The sequence below is a fragment of the Azospirillum lipoferum 4B genome (assembly GCF_000283655.1).
Lineage (GTDB): Bacteria > Pseudomonadota > Alphaproteobacteria > Azospirillales > Azospirillaceae > Azospirillum > Azospirillum lipoferum_C.
Genome location: NC_016622.1, coordinates 994,559 through 1,011,293, shown reverse-complemented (window position 1 = coordinate 1,011,293; position 16,735 = coordinate 994,559). Strand labels below are relative to the sequence as shown.

Sequence of the window (16,735 nt, the reverse complement as noted above, 5' to 3'; positions counted from 1 at the left end):
GGGGTAAAGCCGAGGGTCCGCCAGCCCGCGTGAGGTTTTGACGACGGCGCTTACATAGCCCCGCGCGCGTATGTTGACAAGGAAAAAGGCCACCCGGACCAGTGTCCGGATGGCCTTTTCACCAAACCGCCAAAGAGGGGCGAAAGTTCCTTTACGCCTGCGGTGCGGACGGCGCGGCGACCTTCGGCTTGGGCAGGTCGAGCTTCAGGTGCAGTTCCTTCAGGCGGGCGGTGTCGACCGGCGCCGGGGCCTGCATCAGGAGGTCTTCGGCCCGCTGGTTCAGCGGGAAGGCGATGACCTCGCGGATGTTCGGCTCGTCGGCCAGCAGCATGACGATGCGGTCGATGCCCGGGGCCGAGCCGCCGTGCGGCGGGGCGCCCAGCTTGAACGCGCTCAGCATGCCGCCGAATCGGGCCTCCAGTTCCTCCGGCGGATAGCCGGCGATTTCGAAGGCCTTGTACATCACTTCCGGCAGATGGTTGCGGATGGCGCCGGACGACAGCTCCACGCCATTGCAGACGATGTCGTACTGGTAGGCCTTGATGTCGAGCGGGTTCATCGTCTCCAGCGCCTTCAGGCCGCCCTGGGGCATGGAGAACGGGTTGTGGCTGAAGATGACCTTGTTGGTCTCCTCATCCAGCTCGTACATCGGGAAGTCGACGATCCAGCAGAAGCGGAAGGCGTTCTTCTCGATCAGGTCCAGTTCCTCGCCGATGCGGGTGCGGGCGAAGCCGGCCAGCTTGGCCGCCGGGCCGGGCTGGTCGCAGACGAAGAAGATCGCGTCGCCGTCTTCCAGGCCGGCCAGCTCGCGCAGCTGGGCTTGCGCCGCCTCCGGCACGAACTTGGCGATGGGACCCTTGCCGCCGCCGGCTTCCATGACGATGTAGCCGAGGCCGGGAGCGCCCAGACCGCGCGCCCAGTCGTTCAGCTTGTCGAAGAAGCTGCGCGGACGGTCGGAGACCTTCGGCGCGCGGATGGCGCGGACGACGCCGCCCTTCTCGAGCGTCTGCTTGAAGGCGCGGAATTCCACGTCGTCGCGCTTGAACACCTCGGTCACGTCGGTGATGACCAGCGGGTTGCGCAGGTCCGGCTTGTCGTTGCCGTATTTCAGCATCGACTCGGCGAAGGAGATGCGGCGGAACGGCAGGCCGTCGATGGCCGGCTTCGAGTCGCGGCGGAAGCCGCCGAACTCGTCGAAGATGCCGTGCAGAACCGGCTCGATGGCGGCGAAGACGTCTTCCTGGGTAACGAAGGACATCTCGAAATCGAGCTGGTAGAACTCGCCCGGGCTGCGGTCGGCGCGGGCGTCCTCGTCGCGGAAGCAGGGGGCGATCTGGAAGTAGCGGTCGAAGCCCGCGACCATCAGCAGCTGCTTGAACTGCTGCGGCGCCTGCGGCAATGCGTAGAACTTGCCGGGATGGTTGCGGCTGGGCACCAGATAGTCGCGCGCACCCTCCGGCGAGGAGGCGGTGAGGATCGGCGTCTGGAATTCGGTGAAGCCCTGGTCGATCATGCGGCGGCGCGCCGAGGCGATCACGCGCGACCGCAGCATGATGTTCTCGTGGATGCGCTCGCGGCGCAGGTCGAGAAAGCGGTAGCGCAGGCGCACGTCCTCGCCGGCATCGGTGTCCTGGTTGACCTGCAGCGGGATCTGCTCCGCCTCGCCTTCCACGGTCAGTTCGGCGATCTGCAGCTCGATGCGGCCGGTGGGCAGCTTGTCGTTGATGGTCTCGGCCGTGCGCTTCACCACCTTGCCGGTGACGGTGATGACCGATTCCAGCTTCAGCCGGTTCGCGACCTCGAAGGCCGGGTTGGAGGTATCGACCACGCACTGCGTCAGGCCGTAATGGTCGCGCAGGTCGATGAACAGCAGCTGTCCATGGTCGCGCTTCCGGTTCATCCAGCCCGACAGGCGGACGGTCTCACCGGCATTCTCTTCACGAAGCTGGCCGCAGGTGTGCGTGCGGTAGGGGTGCATGGGTCGAAACACCTTGAAAAGGGCGGATTCCGGCGGAAAAAGCGGTCCGACACACCACACCGGACGCGCGCGAAAGTCAAGCCGCGATAGGGTGGAGCGTGCGTCCGCGGCGGTTGGAATGGAACGTTTGAAACGCCGTGAAACGCTTTCCGATGCCCTGTTCACCTGTTCAACATCCCCTTCCCGGCCGCCGCACCGTCCAATCGGCCACAGTTTAGCACCGCCGCCGCGCGGCAATAAGCGCAAGAGGAAAATCCGCCCGCAACGTCTCCTGCCCTGCCGCCCGCGCGTCCCTTTTTCAGCGCGTGGCGTCCCGGCGCTTCGGCGGACTTTCAAGCACCCGTTCCGTCGTGTATGAAGCAACCATGACGCTCATCACGACAACCGACGCCCTCCAGGCCTTCTGTCAGTCGCTGGCCGGGGCCGAGTACATCACGGTCGACACCGAGTTCCTGCGGGAAAAGACCTATTGGCCGCAATTGTGCCTCGTGCAGGTCGGCGGACCCGACGGCGCGGTCGCCATCGACCCGCTGGCCGAGGGCATCGACCTTGCACCGCTGTTCGCGCTGATGAGCGACCCGTCGGTGCTGAAGGTGTTCCATGCCGCCCGCCAGGACGTGGAGATCTTCTGGCACCTGTCCGGCCAGATCCCGCATCCGCTGTTCGACACCCAGGTCGCGGCGATGGTCTGCGGCTTCGGCGAAAGCGTCGGCTACGAGACGCTGGTGACCAAGCTGGCCGGCGCCCGCATCGACAAGTCCAGCCGCTTCACCGACTGGTCCCACCGCCCGCTGACCGAACGGCAGCTGACCTACGCCCTGTCCGACGTGATCCACCTGCGCCCGGCCTATGAGAAGCTGAAGCGCCGCCTCGCCCGCTCCGGCCGCTCGCACTGGCTGGAGGAGGAGATGGCGATCCTCACCGATCCGGCGACCTATCAGGTTGACCCGGAAAGCTCGTACATGCGGCTGAAGGTGCGGACCAACAAGCCGCGCTTCATGGCGATCCTCAAGGAGCTGGCGGCGTGGCGCGAGCGCGAAGCCCAGCGCCGCGACCAGCCGCGCTCCCGCGTGCTGCGCGACGAAGCGCTTCTGGAGATCGCCGCCCACGCCCCCACCACCGTCGACGACCTCGCCCGCACTCGCGGGCTGGGCCGCGGATTCGCGGAGGGGCGGCAGGGAACCGACGTGCTTGCCGCGGTGCAGGCTGGGCTGGACCTGCCGGACAGCGCCCTGCCGCGGGTCGAGCCGCGCGAGGAACCCCCGCCCGGCCTGCAACCCATCGTTGAGCTTCTGCGCGTGCTGCTGAAGATGAAATGCGACGAGAACAATGTCGCGGCGAAGCTTGTGGCCTCGTCTGCCGATTTGGAGGCTTTGGCCGCCGATGACGCGGCAGACATTCCGGCGATGCACGGGTGGCGGCGCGAGCTGTTCGGCAGCGATGCGCTCGCCTTGAAACACGGAAAGATCGGACTTGCGGTCATCGACCGTCGCGTCCGCATCGTTCCTGCCGGAGAACCGCGCCCGTCGGCCGCGCCGGTCGATTCGGAAACTTGACCTTTTCGAGTGGCGTCGCTTCGATGACTGAGGGGCCTTTGCCCGGGTCCGGACCCGCCCGCGTCCGGACCTTTGCCTTAAGGTCTTTTTAAAGATAGTTACCGTTAGAATCGGTTCGGCTCCGCAGGAATTCCGGGTTACCGGCGCTTGCGGAGTCACGGTTCAGGCCGGTACAGGGCGCCGGACCGGACATGAAGGCTGCCGAACAATGAGCAGCCGGCGATACGGATGGTTGGCAGGCGTGGCGCTTGTTGTGGGAGTGAGCATCGTATGAGCAGGTTTGGCGGCAGACCCCCCCTGGGACGGGACCGTGTCCGGCTTTCCACCACGGAAAAGCAGGCCGCCGTCGCCGCCGCCAAGGACCAGAAGCCGGAATTCGACAACGACAAGCTCCTGAACCTGCTGCGGTCGGCGAAGAACGAGCTGCAGGGCATGCGGTTGATCCACATGCACCTGTCGCTGCTGAAGGACCGCGACCCGACCAGCCAGATGATGGTGCGCTCCATCATCCAGGAACTGGCGACCAAGGCCTCCTATCTGCAATCCTTCAACATTTCCAACGGCGACGTCATCATCCTCTACAAGGGCCTGAAGCTGACCGGCGTCACCGACGTCTGCCAGACGGTCGAACAGGTCTTCCTGTCCAAGACGACGTTGACCGGCCCCAACCCGTACAAGGAATATTCGCTCTACTCGATCATGGAACTGGCGTTGAACTTCATCAACGTCATCCGCTTCATCGAGGAGCTTCAGGCGAACGAGACCGGCAGCCACGTCACCGAAACCAAGCCGCCGATCACGCTGGAGGAACTGGGCAAGCTCGAACGCTCGATGCAGATGTTCGATTTGTCGCCCTTCCTGTTCAACCAGGGCATTGCCAACATCGGCGGCGGCGAAGCGGAGATGGAGTATTACGAGCTCTACATCTCCATCAAGCTTCTGCAGGAACGGCTCTGCCCCGATTATGACATCACCGCCAACAAGTGGCTGTTCAACTATTTCACCGCCAACCTCGACCAGTCGGTTCTGCGGGCGCTGAACCATGGCCTCAGCTTCATGCGCGGGCGGCGCATCGGCATCAACATCAACCTGTCCACCGTCATCTCCACCGGCTTCGTGAAGTTCGACGAACGCCTGCCCATCGATTTCCGCGGGCAGGTGGTGCTTGAGGTGTCGAAGGGCGACCTGATCGAAAACCTGCCGCTGTTCAACGAGGTGGTGGAGTTCGCCCAGGACCGCAGATACCAGATCGCGGTGGACGGGCTGAACCCGTTCTGGGTGACGAATTTCGATCTCGAATACCTGAACGCCGACTACGCCAAGATCTTCTGGTCGAACGACATGCTGGAGATGGATCCGTCGTTCGAGAAGTTCTTCCGCGATCGCATCGCCGAACAGGACCGTTGCAAGTTCATCCTGGCCCGCTGCGACAGCGTGTCGAGCTTGGTCTATGCCCACAAGATGGGCATCAATCTGGTCCAGGGCCGGGCGGTCGACAACATCATGCGCAAGGGCGTCAGCGTCCGCGAGGCCATCGCCCACGCCAAGGTGGATTGAGGACAGCTCTCACGGCTTGCGCGGGGCCTGCCGCAACAGACCGTCGGTCCAGGACGGCGGCAGCAGAGCCAGCAGCCACACCGCGGCCATCATCGGCCAGGGGAAGGCGATGCGGACCGCGTTGCGCTCCAACCCTCGGCGGATGACGCGGGCGGCGGCCTCCGTCTCCATCAGGAAGGGCATCGGGAAACGGTTCACCGCGGTCATGCGGCTCTTGACGAAGCCGGGGCAGATGACCGAGACGCCGATCCCCTCCCCCGCCAGATCGCCGCGCAGCGCCTCGCCATAGACCCGCACCATCGCCTTGCTGGCGCAATAGGCAGGCGCGCCGGGAAGGCCGCGGAAACCCGCCAGCGACGCCATAAGGGCGATCTGCCCGCGCCGCCGCGCCCGCATCGCCGGAAGCAGCGGATGGATGCTGTTCAGAACGCCGTCGATGTTGACCGCCAGGATGCGCCGGGCCTGCTCCTCCGTCTCGCCGCCGCCGCCGGTGCCGGCCGACATCCCGGCATTGGCGATCAGCAGATCGACCGGCTCGGCGGCATCGACCCGCGCCAGCCACTCCGCCATCGCCGCCCGGTCCGCCACGTCGATCACCGCCGTGTCCACGCGGGCGCCGGCCGTGCGGCAGCGCTGCGCCACCGATTCAAGCCTGGTGGAGTCGCGGCCGGTCAGGGCCAGCGCCACGCCGGGCGCGGCATAGAGGATCGCCAGGGCCTCTCCGATGCCGCTCGACGCGCCGGTGATGACGATGGAGCGAGGGGTGGCACGGGGGGTGGATTGCGGCTGCTTCATGAAATCTCCGCCCTGCTCGTCGCTCCAGGTCTGGCGCCGGAGCTTGTTGTGGGGTGATGTCGCGTTTATAAGCACGACACCAACCGACACCGCTTTTCAAGTGAGGCCGCCTTTGCCCGCCCATCGCCCCGTCATTGCCAGCATGACCGGTTTCGCACGCGTCGACGGGCACGGCGACGGCTATTCCTGGACCTTCGAGGCCAAGAGCGTCAATGGCCGCAGCCTGGACCTGCGATGCCGCCTGCCGTCGGGCTTCGACAGCGTCGAGGCGGTGGCCCGTGCCGAGCTGCCGAAGCGGCTTGCCCGCGGCAACGTCAACCTGACGCTGACCGTCAACCGCGCCCAGGCGGTGTCGCAGCTGCGCATCAACCGGGAGCTTCTGGCCCAGGTGCTGGAACTCGCCCGCGAGATCGAGGGGGCCGGCGCCGCGCCGCCGCGGCTGGATTCGCTGCTGGCCGTCCGCGGCATCATCGAGCCGGTCGAGGAGGATGAGACCGAATCGCGCGAGCGCGTCGAATCGGCGCTGAAGGCCGACCTCGCCAAGCTGATCGACCAGCTGGTGGTCAACCGCCTTGCCGAGGGTGCCCGCATCGCCGAGGTGCTGAACGGCCATCTGGACGAGATCGCCCGGCTGGTCGATGCCGCGTCGGCCTGCGCCTCCACCCAGCCGGAGGCGCTGCGCGAGAAGCTGCGCGCCCAGGTCGCCACCATCCTCGGCTCCTTCCCCGCCCTGTCGGAGGACCGGCTGGCCCAGGAGGCCGCCATCCTGATCGGCAAGGCCGACGTGCGGGAGGAGCTGGATCGCCTGCGCGCCCACATCCAGGCGGCGCGCGACCTGATGGCGGAAGGCGGCGCCATCGGCCGCCGGTACGACTTCCTGTGCCAGGAGTTCAACCGCGAAGCCAACACGCTGTGTTCCAAGTCGGCGGATGTCGAACTGACCCGCATCGGCCTGTCGCTGAAGGCCTCGATCGAGCAGCTTCGCGAGCAGGTCCAGAACATCGAATGATCGCCAACATCGAGTAACCATCAACACCGAGTGAGCGCCATGGCTGCGACCAACACCCCCCTGATCCACCGGCGCGGCCTGATGCTGGTGCTGTCCTCCCCCTCGGGCGCCGGCAAGACCACCATCGCCCGCGGCCTGCTGGACCGCGATTCCGGCATCACCATGTCGGTGTCGGTGACCACGCGGGCGATGCGTCCCGGCGAGGTCGAAGGGCTGGACTATTACTTCATCGACCAGCAGCGCTTCGACCGCATGGCCGAGACCGGCGACCTGCTGGAACATGCCCGCGTCTTCGGCAACTGCTATGGCACGCCGCGCGTGGCGGTGGAGGATGCGCTGGGCGCCGGCCGCGACGTGCTGTTCGCCATCGACTGGCAGGGCGCGCAACAGTTGGCGCAGAACGCCCGCGACGATCTGGTCAGCGTCTTCGTCCTGCCGCCGTCGGTGAGCGAGTTGGAGCGCCGGCTGCGCGGCCGCGGCCAGGATTCCGAAGAGGTCATCGCCAACCGTATGGCCAAGGCATCCAACGAGATCAGCCATTGGCCGGAATACGACTACGTCATCGTCAATCATGACGTGGAAGAGAGCATCACCGCGGTGGAGTCGATCCTGCGCGCCGAGCGGCTGCGCCGCCGCCGTCAGGTCGGCCTGCCGGAATTCGTGCGCAGCATCCAGAACACGCTGTAGTTATCCGATGGGAAACGGCTTCGCCCGAACCTTGATCTCATGGTCGGGCGGGCCGTCGCTGCCGTCCGGCCTCCTGCCGCGGTAATAGCCCTTCTGCCAGCGCTCCTGCGCCGCCGCGCTGCCGGGGGTCTGCAGGTCGGCGTTGAACTGGCTGCGCGAGGCCGCCCAGGCACGATACTGCGCCGCCGTTTCCGGATCGCTGTCGAGATCGCGGATCTCCGGCTCCAGACCTTCCACCAGCCCGCGCTGGATCGGCATCAGATGGGCGAAGGGTTCGCCCTTCTCCCAGGTCACCGGCACGCCGGGCGCGGTGAATTTCCAGTTCATGGTGAAGGGATAGGGCGACCAATCGGTCTCGATGATGCCGGACAGGCCGAGAATCCCGTGCTTCGGGTGGTTCAGCGGTCCGGTGACCATCAGGTTCACACCCGGCGGCGTCCGGAACAGAGCCGCGACATGGAAGGTCAGCACGCCGCTGCCGAAATGGCTGGCCGGCAGCAGCGGGTGTGGCTCGTCGGCCGTGACCGCAATGGCATCGATCCCGACGCCGCCATCCCACACCGCCGTCACCCGCACCGGGCAGCAGACCTCCCAACCATGCATGCTGGCGATGTTCAGCGGCAGACAGCGGTAGCCGTACTGCTCCGGCAGGGCATCGATCCAGTCGCGCGTCGGGCGCGCCGGGCGGATGTCGGGCATGGCCCCCGACAGCGGATAGGCGATCAGTGTCATGGTGCCGTATCCTGCCAGATTTCCCGGCCGGCGCAATCCGCCGGATTACAAAGATCACAACCGGTTACGTGTCGATCCGGATTATCCCTACCCCACCGTTAGGGATTGCATCAACGCGTTATACTCCAGTATGAATGGCTCATTCCATTAGGAGCTGCTCATTTAATCAGATTGCGACGCACCGGTGCGTTCCGGCGGCGGAGTCGCGCGTTCGGGGGGAAAAGGGCGATGATCGACAAACTGCACAGCATCAAGGCGAAGCTCCTGATCCTTCTGGGGCTGTTCCTCTTCACCATCCTGGGCGCCGGCATCTGGTCCGCGACGTCCAAGCGCGAGACCATGGTGGAGGGATACCGCAACTCGATCCAGGCGGTGGTGCAGACCTCGCTGTCGATCATCAAGTCCTACGACGCCCGCGCGGCAAAGGGCGAGTTCAGCCGGGAAGAAGCGCAGGCGCGGGCCAAGGCCGCCCTGCGGGCGCTTCGCTTCTTCGGCAGCGAATACATGTTCGGTTACGAGTTCGACGGGACGAACGTCTTCCATGGTGTGCGCGCCGACCTGGAAGGCACCCGCAAGCTGGCCGATTTCAAGGACAGCAACGGCGTCCTGGTGATCCGCGGGCTGATCGACTCGGCAAAGTCCGGTGACGGCTTCCTGATCTACAACTTCCCCAAGGCCGGCGGCGGCGATCCGGTGCCGAAGCTGGCTCTCGCCGCGATCTACGAGCCCTGGGGCTGGATGATCGGCACCGGCGTCTATATCGACGACGTCGATGCCGCCTTCCGCCGCACGCTGCTGGAAACGCTGCTGGTCACGCTGGTCGCGTCGGTCCTGCTCGGCCTGTTCGGCTTCCGTCTGGTGTCGCGCATCTCCAAGGGGCTAGACGGCATCGGCACCGCCACCGGCCGCATCGCCACGGGCGATCTCGCCACCCAGGTCGGCGGGACGGAACGGCGTGACGAGGTGGGCGCCCTTGCCCGCTCGGTCGAGACGCTGAGGCTCAGCGCCATCGAGGCTGAGGACCTGCGCCGCCGCCATGCCGCCCTGAAGCATGAGGCGGAGCAGGCCCGCCGTGCAACCCTGGCCCGCCTTGCCGACGAGTTCGAAAGCACGGTCGGCGGGCTGGTCCGTTCGGTCGCCGAATCGGCGGGACAGCTGACCCACACTTCCGGCGCGATGAGCAGCGGGGCGGAACAGACGACCCGGCTGATGGACGGCGCCGCCCGCTCGGCGGAAACCACGTCGGGCAATGTCCAGGCGGTGGCCGGCGCGACCGAGGAACTGGCGGCGTCGATCCGCGAGATCGCCCAGCAGATCGCCGAATCGACGACCGGCTCCGCCCGCGCGGTGGAGGACGTCCGCCGCACCTACGCCCTGATCGAACAGCTGGACGGCGTCGCCCGACGCACGGTGGAGGTGGTCGACCTGATCCGCTCCATCGCCGAGCAGACCAACCTGCTGGCGCTGAACGCGACCATCGAGGCCGCACGCGCCGGTGAGGCCGGCAAGGGCTTCGCCGTCGTCGCCAGCGAAGTGAAGAACCTTGCCAACCAGACGGCCAAGGCCACCGACGACGTGCAGGCGCAGATCGCCGCGATGACCGACGCCACCTCGTCGGTGGTGGAGGCCATGCGCGGGGTCGGCGGCGCCATCGAGACGGTGAACAACGTCGCCTCCAGCATCTCCGCCGCCATCGAGGAGCAGGGTGCCGCCACCCGCGACATCAGCCAGAATGTCAACGAGGCGGCGCAGGGCGTCAGCTCGGTGTCGGACAGCCTGAACCTCGTCTGCAGCCACGCCACCGCCACCGGTCAGGCCTCCACCGAGGTGGCTGCGGCGGCCCGTGCGGTGGGCGAGCGCGCCGACCGCATGCTGAACGAGGTCTCGGCCTTCGTCGCCCGCATCCGCCAGGGCTGAACGACCGGACGGCGCGCGTTCGGGGGGCGCGCGTTGGGGGAGGCGCGCGCCGGGTGCAATCCGCGACAATCCGCGCTATGGATTGTGTCCTGCGAATCGCTGTCACACGGGACCTCATGACCTCCCCCACCCCCGCCGCCGCCCCCACCACCGCCGCCCGGCGCGGATGGCTCGACGAGGCGCTGCGGCGCATCGAGGCGGACGTGAACCGGTCCGCCGACACCCATCTGCTGCGCCTGCCAATCCCGTCGGCGCCGGGGATCACGCTGTACCTGAAGGACGAATCGACCCACCCGACGGGCAGCCTGAAGCACCGGCTGGCGCGGTCGCTGTTCCTCTATGCGATCTGCAACGGATGGGTGCGCGAGGGCACCACGGTGATCGAGGCGTCGTCGGGCTCCACCGCGGTTTCGGAGGCCTATTTCGCCCAGCTGCTCGACCTGCCTTTCGTCGCGGTGGTGCCGCGCAACACCTCCCCGGCCAAGATCGCGCAGATCGAGTTCTATGGCGGCTGCTGCCATATGGTGGAGCGTGCGTCGGAGGTCTGTGCCGAGGCGCAGCGGCTGGCCCAGGCCTGCAACGGCCATTTCATGGACCAGTTCACCTATGCCGAGCGGGCGACCGACTGGCGCGGCAACAACAACATCGCCCAGTCGATCTTCGAACAGCTGGCGCAGGAACCGCATCCGGTGCCGGACTGGATCGTCTGCGGCGCCGGCACCGGCGGCACCTCCGCCACCTTCGGGCGCTATGTCCGCTACCGCCGGCTGCCGACCCGCATCTGCGTCGCCGATCCCGAACATTCGGCCTTCTTCGAGGGCTTTCGTGACAACAACCCGAAGGCCGACGTCGGCCGCGGGTCCGGCATCGAAGGCATCGGGCGGCCGACGGTCGAGCCCTCCTTCCAGCCGACGGTGATCGACCGCATGATCCGCGTGCCCGACGCCGCCAGCATCGCCGCGGTGTGGGTGCTGCGCGACCGGCTGGGCCGCGCCTGCGGCGGCTCCACCGGCACCAATCTGGTCGGGTCCATCGAGCTGATCGCCGGGATGATGCGGGACGGCCGGCAGGGCAGCGTCGCCACCCTGATCTGCGATCCCGGCGACCGCTATATGGGGACCTATTTCAACCGCGACTGGCTGACCTCGGCCGGGCTGGACATCGGCCCGTGGTGCGAGCGGATCGACGGCTTCTTCCGCACCGGCGCCTGGAGCGGCGACGGCATCGAGACCGCCGAACGGTGACGGGAGAATCGCGGCAATGACGCGCATGCGGATCCGCATCGACTTCGACAGCGGCGGCTCCATCGGTCCCGGCAAGATCGCGCTGCTGGAACGGATCCGCGAGACCGGCTCCATCTCCGCCGCCGGGCGGGCGCTGGGCATGTCCTATCGCCGCGCGTGGCTGCTGGTGGACGACCTCAACCGCATCTTCCGCGAACCGGTGGTCAACGCGGCGGTGGGCGGCAAGCAGGGCGGCGGCACGGTGCTGACCGCCTTCGGCGAGCAGGTCATCGACCATTACCGCGCCGTCGAACGCGAAGCCCATGTGGCGACCGCCCACCGGCTGGCGGCGCTGGCGGCCGGGATCGACCCGGACTATGGCGCCGACAAGCAGGCCGACGACGGCAGCTTCGCCAACGATCCGGGGCTGAAGCCTGGATGCGGGCCGGAGTGACCGGACTCTTCGCACACCCTTCACCCTTAATGTGCTGAAATAAAAGAACTTTCTGCCATCTCCGCGAAGGCGCTACGGGATGCACAGATCTCGCACTTGCGAAAAGACGTGCAGCTTGGCATTGAGGAAAGCCCCTCTCCCCTTGCGGGAGAGGGGTTGGGGTGAGGGGCGCAGATGTGATTGCCTCGGGCTTTCAGCTGGTCGCACCCCTCATCCCAACCCTTCTCCCGCAAGGGGAGAAGGGCCACTCGCTACCAAAAGCTGCTGTTCTTTCGCAAATGTGAAATATGTGCGTCCCGTAGCGCCTTCGCGGGAATGACGGCCGATAGAGTCTCTCATGACCGGCATGCTGGACGCCCCTCGGACATGCGCGTCCCCTACCCACCCCGCTCCCCTCAGTAATCCTTCTCGTAGACCAGTCCGAACTCCGTGTCGGAATTGCCGCCGACCGCGGCGGTGCCCTTCAGGTTGTTGGTGATGTCGATCTCGACCTTCGCGCGGCTCTGGTTGGCGCCGATGCCCTGTTCGACGCCGACATAGACACGGTCGCTGACATAGCGGCCGGCCTGCACCGCGCCGCCCTTGCCGTTCGCGCCCTGGGTGAAGTCCAGCCGGTCCACGCCGATGCTGCGACGCACGCGGTCGAGGATGCCGCCGCCCCCGCCGCCGAAGCCGGCCAGCGCCGCCGCCGACTGGGCAAGCTGCACCGCTTCCGCCGCACTCAGGTCGCCAACCGACTTGCCGAACAGCACGCCGGCCAGCACCTCGTCCTGCGGCAGTCCCTGGGGCGAGGTCAGCTCGATCTTCGGCTGGCGGGCGGTGCCGCCGACCACCACGTTGGCGGTGACGCCGTTGGCCGTCGCCTCCGCCAGCAGGTCGAGCCGGGGATCGAGGCCGCCGTCGAAGTCGAAGATGCCGCGCTTGAACTCGAAGTTGCGGGCCAGCAGGTTCAGGCTGCCCTTCAGGATGGTGAAGCGGCCGGTCAGCTCGGGCGCTGCGGCGATGCCGCCGACGCGCAGGTTGCCGCCAAGCTCCGCGTCCAATCCACGGCCGCGCACGAAGATCTGGTTGGGCGCATTCACCGTCATGTCGAGCGCCAGCACGAAGGGCGCTGCGGCGGGCGGCGCCTCCTCCGGCTGCGGGATGCGGCGGGTGCCGCCGGATGTCGAGATCTGGGTTGTGCCGCGGCCATGGCCCCTACCGACCTCCGTCACCTTCAGGTCGACGACGCTGGCCGGCATGCGGTCGGGGATCTGGATTTCGGCACGGCGGATGTCGACCGGCCCGGCCAGCCGCGCATTGGCGAATCCGCCGGTCAGCGTCAGGTTCGCCCCGATCTCCGCCGTCGCGAGGTCGAGTTCCACCAGCCGGGCATTGTCGGCCTTCACTGCGATGTCGAGCTGCCGGTCGGCCGGGGCTGCCGGGCGGATGACGCCGCTGGCGCTGATGGCGCCGCCGTTGCGGGTCCGGCCCTGGAAGCTCTGGATGGTGAAGACGTCGCCGTCGCCGGCCAGACGGGCCTGGATGTTGGTGATGACGGCGCCCGACGCCCGGTTCTCGTAACGCCCGTTCGCCAGCACGACGGAACCGCCGAGCGACGGCTTCTCCACCGTGCCGCCGGCCCGCACGTCGAGTTGCAGCGACCCGCGCGCCCGGTCGCCCGACGACGCCAGAATGTCGTTCGCCAGCGACAGGTCGAGCGTGCCGTTGACCGCTGCCTCCAGCGCGCCCCTGGGCGGCAGGCTGACGGCATAGCTGTCAGGGTCCATCACCAGCGGCACGGCGGCGTTGGCGGTCAGGGTGCCTGCATTCTTCGGCATGGCGATGCGGCTGGTCATCGACAGGCGGCGGTCGCGCCACTGCGCGTCCACATTGGCGTCGATGCCCGGCAGGCCGGCCTGCGTCGTCTGCTGCGCCTTCAGCCCTCTGACCCGCAGGGTGGCGTCGGCGCGCGGGTTGCGCAGAGTCCCGCCCAGCGAGGCGCGCGCGTTGGCGACGCCGTCCAGCCGCAGGGTCGGGCTGGCGAGCTTGGCGAGCGCGAGCGGCAGCCGGTCGATGGTCAACTCGCCGCTCAGCCGCTCGCCGTTCAGGCCGAGGTCGGCGGCCAGCCGGGCATTGCCCGACGACAGCCGCAGTTCCCTCACCTCGTAGCGGCGCTCGGCCAGCAGGATGGTGGCGGGAGCGGTCATCCGCAGATCCTCGCCGGCATAGCGCGCCTGCAAGCGGTCGAGCCGGATGCGCGTCGCCTCCCCCTCCTGCGTCAGAGTGCCGGCGAGATCGAGGGCGACCGGCTGGGCGCCTGAACCTGCGGCATTGGCCCCGGTAGCATTGGCCCCAGTAGCATTAGCCTGGAAGGAGGCCTTGGCCAGCGAGCCGTCGACCGAGGCGGTGACGCTGCGCAGGTCGTTGCCGGCAGCGTTGCCGCCGGTCATCTCCACCCGCGCCTTGCCGCTGGGGGTGCCGAGCGCGTCGACGACATCGGCCCGCGCCATCAGGCGGCGAGCGGTCAGCAGGGGACCGCCTTCCCCGTCCACCCGCAGGTTGGTGGCGTCGGCGGTGAGGTTGGCCGCCTGCTTGCCGCCCTTGCCGTCGAGCGCCAGCGCGAAGGTCGCCCCGCCGCCGAGCGGCATGCCGGCCAGTTCCGACAGCCCGTTCAGGTTGGGCAGCGCGCCCTCCAGCCGTCCGGTGGCGAGCAGGGTATCGAGCGCCACCTGGGCCTGACCGGTGATGCGGTTCGACCCGTTGGCGATGGTCAGCCCATCCAGCCGCAGCGTCTGCTCGCGCAGCGCATAGCGTCCGTCGAGCGACAGCGGCGTCTTGTCCAGGTTGGTGCGGGCCGACACCGTGCCGTTCGGCGTCTCCGGCAAGCCGGATGCCGTGGCCTGCACCTCCGTGGCGCCCAGGCGGCGGCCCTGGACCACGAGGTCGCGGGCATTCAGCTTCGCCTGCGCCTCGATGGCGTCGAGCGGGCCGCGGGCGGTGGCCTCCAGCGTCGCCGACCCCTCCATCGGGGTGCCGAGCGCGCCGCCCAGCAGCTCCAGCTTCGCCACCGTCAGGGTGGTGCGGGCGTCGACTTGGCTGTCCGTCAGCGCCGCGGTGCCGGTCAGCTTGCCGTTGCGGCCGTCCACCGTCAGGTCGGTCAGCCGCATGGCGCCGTCCGGCTCCATCCGCGCCGCCAGCGCCAGCGTCGCCTTGTCACCCAGCACCGCGTCGGCCGGGGTGCCGGTGGCGAGACGGTCGAGGCTGCCGGTCAACTCCGTGGTCAGCACGCCGTCGGCACCGCGCCGCACCGGGCCGGAGAGCGCCACAGCCCCCGCCAGAGGCCGGCCGGCGAGGTCCGACAGCGGGGCGAGGTCGTCGGCGCTGGCCGACAGGGTCAAATCGGCGGTCTGGCCCCAGCCGCCGATGGTCCCCTTCGCCTCCGCCCGCGCTGCGGCGGCGGTCAGCGCCAGCGTTTCCAGGCCGACCTGTCCGCTGCCGACGTCGATCCGGGCGCGGGCGGCCAGCACCGTCTCCGGCCCGGTCAGCTGGGACAGAGCCGGGTCGTCGGCGGCGAGATCGCGCAGCGTGGCGTCGACCGCGACGTTCAGGGCGTTCAGCGCGCCTTCGGCAGAACCCTCCACCACGCCCTCGCGCCAGGACAGCGGCACCAGCGGATGCAGGGTGGAGTCCGGGCCGGCTTGCAGGGTCCAGCGCAGGTTCAGGCTGTTGTAGTCGGCGGCGATGTCGCCGTTCACCGTGGCGGTCGCGGCGGCGACGGTCAGGGCCAGCGGCCGGACGGTGATGGCGCCGGTCGGCGCCCGCAGCACGCTGGCGTTCAGCGTCGGGGCGGGTCCGATCAGCGGCGTCACCGTCTCCCCCGCCAGCCCGGCGATCAGCGGGGCGAAATTGCCGCCGGCCGCCAGCGTCAGGGCATGCCCCTCCGGCACCTTCCTGATGGTGGCGTCGGCGTTCAGGGTTCCGGTGGGGGCTGCGGCCTCGCCCGCCATGGCGGTGAGCTTGCCGGCCCAGTCGTCCAGCGTGCCGTCGCCCTTCAGCGTCACCTGCACCGGCGGCAGGCCGGGGATGGACAGGGCGCGCGCCATGACGCCGCCCGCGGGTTCCGACGCGTCGACCGAGAGGGTCAGCGTGTTCTCGTCCGGCTTGTAGGCGGCGGCGATATCGGCCTTGCCGGGCTTGTCGTAGATGCGCGCCACCGACAGGGTGGTGTCCAGCGCCCCGCCGCCATGCGCCAGTTCGGCCGCCCCGGTTATCCGCAGGACCGCCGGCTCGCCGAGCAGGGCCGGCCCCAACTCCAGCCGCTCCACCACCAGCCTGTCCAGGTCGATGTCGACCGGCAGGCTGGGCAGCAGCGGGGCGTCGGGATCGGATGGCGCGGCGGGCTGGGTGCTGACGGGGGCGCGGGTGACGACGATGCTGGCCGCCTCCAGCGAATCGATCTTGGCGCTGCGCAGGAACAGGGCGGACGGCGACAGTACCACATGCAGCCGGTCGATGGTCAGCCAGACGCCCTGACTGTCGGACAGCGTGACGGTGGCGATGGTGAAATCGGTGGGAAAGCCGCCCTCGATGGCGCCGAGCTTCAACTGCATGTCCGGCGATTCGACGGCGCCCTCGATCTTCTCCGTCAGCCACTCGCGGGTGGAATCGCCGAACAGCGACAGGGCGCGGGCCGGCTGCGGCCCAACGAACAGGCCGGCCAGAAGGATCAGACCGACCAGGAATATGCGAACCGTCACACCACGCCCTTTCACCAGCACGACCACCCCGACCGGGCCAACCTTGTCTCAACCGCAATAGACGGTCATCGTCCCGAAGGATTGGGAC

At 68.2% G+C, this 16,735-nt stretch carries 11 protein-coding genes; 7 read left to right on the top strand and 4 right to left on the bottom strand.

The genetic code is table 11. The annotated features are described in order from the left end of the window. Positions 1-151: 151 nt before the first annotated feature. Entirely contained in the window at positions 152-1,978 is a 1,827-nt protein-coding gene (gene aspS / locus AZOLI_RS04600) for an aspartate--tRNA ligase (protein ID WP_014247419.1), read from the bottom strand. 365 nt (positions 1,979-2,343) lie between these two features. Between aspS and rnd the strand changes: the two genes are divergently transcribed. Both rnd and AZOLI_RS04590 read left to right on the top strand, forming a co-directional pair. After that, the gene (rnd, locus tag AZOLI_RS04595) at positions 2,344-3,534 is read left to right on the top strand and encodes a ribonuclease D (protein ID WP_014247418.1); all 1,191 of its coding nucleotides are present in this window, start codon (positions 2,344-2,346) and stop codon (positions 3,532-3,534) included. A 270-nt stretch (positions 3,535-3,804) separates the two neighbouring features. After that, positions 3,805-5,091, top strand: a complete 1,287-nt coding sequence (locus AZOLI_RS04590) for a hypothetical protein (protein WP_014247417.1) — start codon at positions 3,805-3,807, stop codon at positions 5,089-5,091. Positions 5,092-5,100: 9 nt separating this feature from the next. Here the strand turns inward: AZOLI_RS04590 and AZOLI_RS04585 are convergent, their stop codons facing one another. Further along, a complete protein-coding gene (locus tag AZOLI_RS04585) occupies positions 5,101-5,886 on the bottom strand; it encodes an SDR family NAD(P)-dependent oxidoreductase (protein ID WP_014247416.1) in 786 nt (261 codons plus the stop codon). Positions 5,887-6,028: 142 nt separating this feature from the next. Here AZOLI_RS04585 and AZOLI_RS04580 point away from each other — a divergent pair, with 142 nt between their 5' ends. Continuing rightward, positions 6,029-6,895: a YicC/YloC family endoribonuclease gene (locus AZOLI_RS04580; RefSeq protein ID WP_014247415.1), complete on the top strand. Its 867-nt coding sequence runs from the start codon at positions 6,029-6,031 to the stop codon at positions 6,893-6,895. A 39-nt stretch (positions 6,896-6,934) separates the two neighbouring features. Further along, entirely contained in the window at positions 6,935-7,582 is a 648-nt protein-coding gene (gene gmk / locus AZOLI_RS04575) for a guanylate kinase (protein WP_014247414.1), read from the top strand. Here gmk and AZOLI_RS04570 read toward each other — a convergent pair whose 3' ends face one another. Next, positions 7,583-8,314 (bottom strand): DUF6065 family protein, encoded by a 732-nt coding sequence (locus tag AZOLI_RS04570; protein ID WP_014247413.1) that lies wholly within the window; start codon positions 8,312-8,314, stop codon positions 7,583-7,585. A 228-nt stretch (positions 8,315-8,542) separates the two neighbouring features. Here AZOLI_RS04570 and AZOLI_RS04565 point away from each other — a divergent pair, with 228 nt between their 5' ends. The 3 genes from AZOLI_RS04565 (at position 8,543) to AZOLI_RS04555 (ending at position 11,908) form a co-directional block, all read left to right on the top strand. Next, positions 8,543-10,231 (top strand): methyl-accepting chemotaxis protein, encoded by a 1,689-nt coding sequence (locus AZOLI_RS04565; protein WP_014247412.1) that lies wholly within the window; start codon positions 8,543-8,545, stop codon positions 10,229-10,231. Positions 10,232-10,347: 116 nt separating this feature from the next. Continuing rightward, entirely contained in the window at positions 10,348-11,475 is a 1,128-nt protein-coding gene (locus AZOLI_RS04560) for a PLP-dependent cysteine synthase family protein (RefSeq protein WP_014247411.1), read from the top strand. A 16-nt stretch (positions 11,476-11,491) separates the two neighbouring features. Further along, positions 11,492-11,908 carry a winged helix-turn-helix domain-containing protein gene (locus AZOLI_RS04555; protein WP_014247410.1) on the top strand — a complete coding sequence of 139 codons (417 nt, stop codon included), beginning with the start codon at positions 11,492-11,494 and terminating at the stop codon, positions 11,906-11,908. A gap of 395 nt (positions 11,909-12,303) precedes the next feature. On the opposite strand, the gene AZOLI_RS04550 is transcribed toward AZOLI_RS04555, so the two are convergent. After that, complete coding sequence (locus AZOLI_RS04550; protein WP_244442522.1) at positions 12,304-16,647, bottom strand: translocation/assembly module TamB domain-containing protein; 4,344 nt, start codon at positions 16,645-16,647, stop codon at positions 12,304-12,306. Between the last annotated feature and the right edge of the window lie 88 nt (positions 16,648-16,735).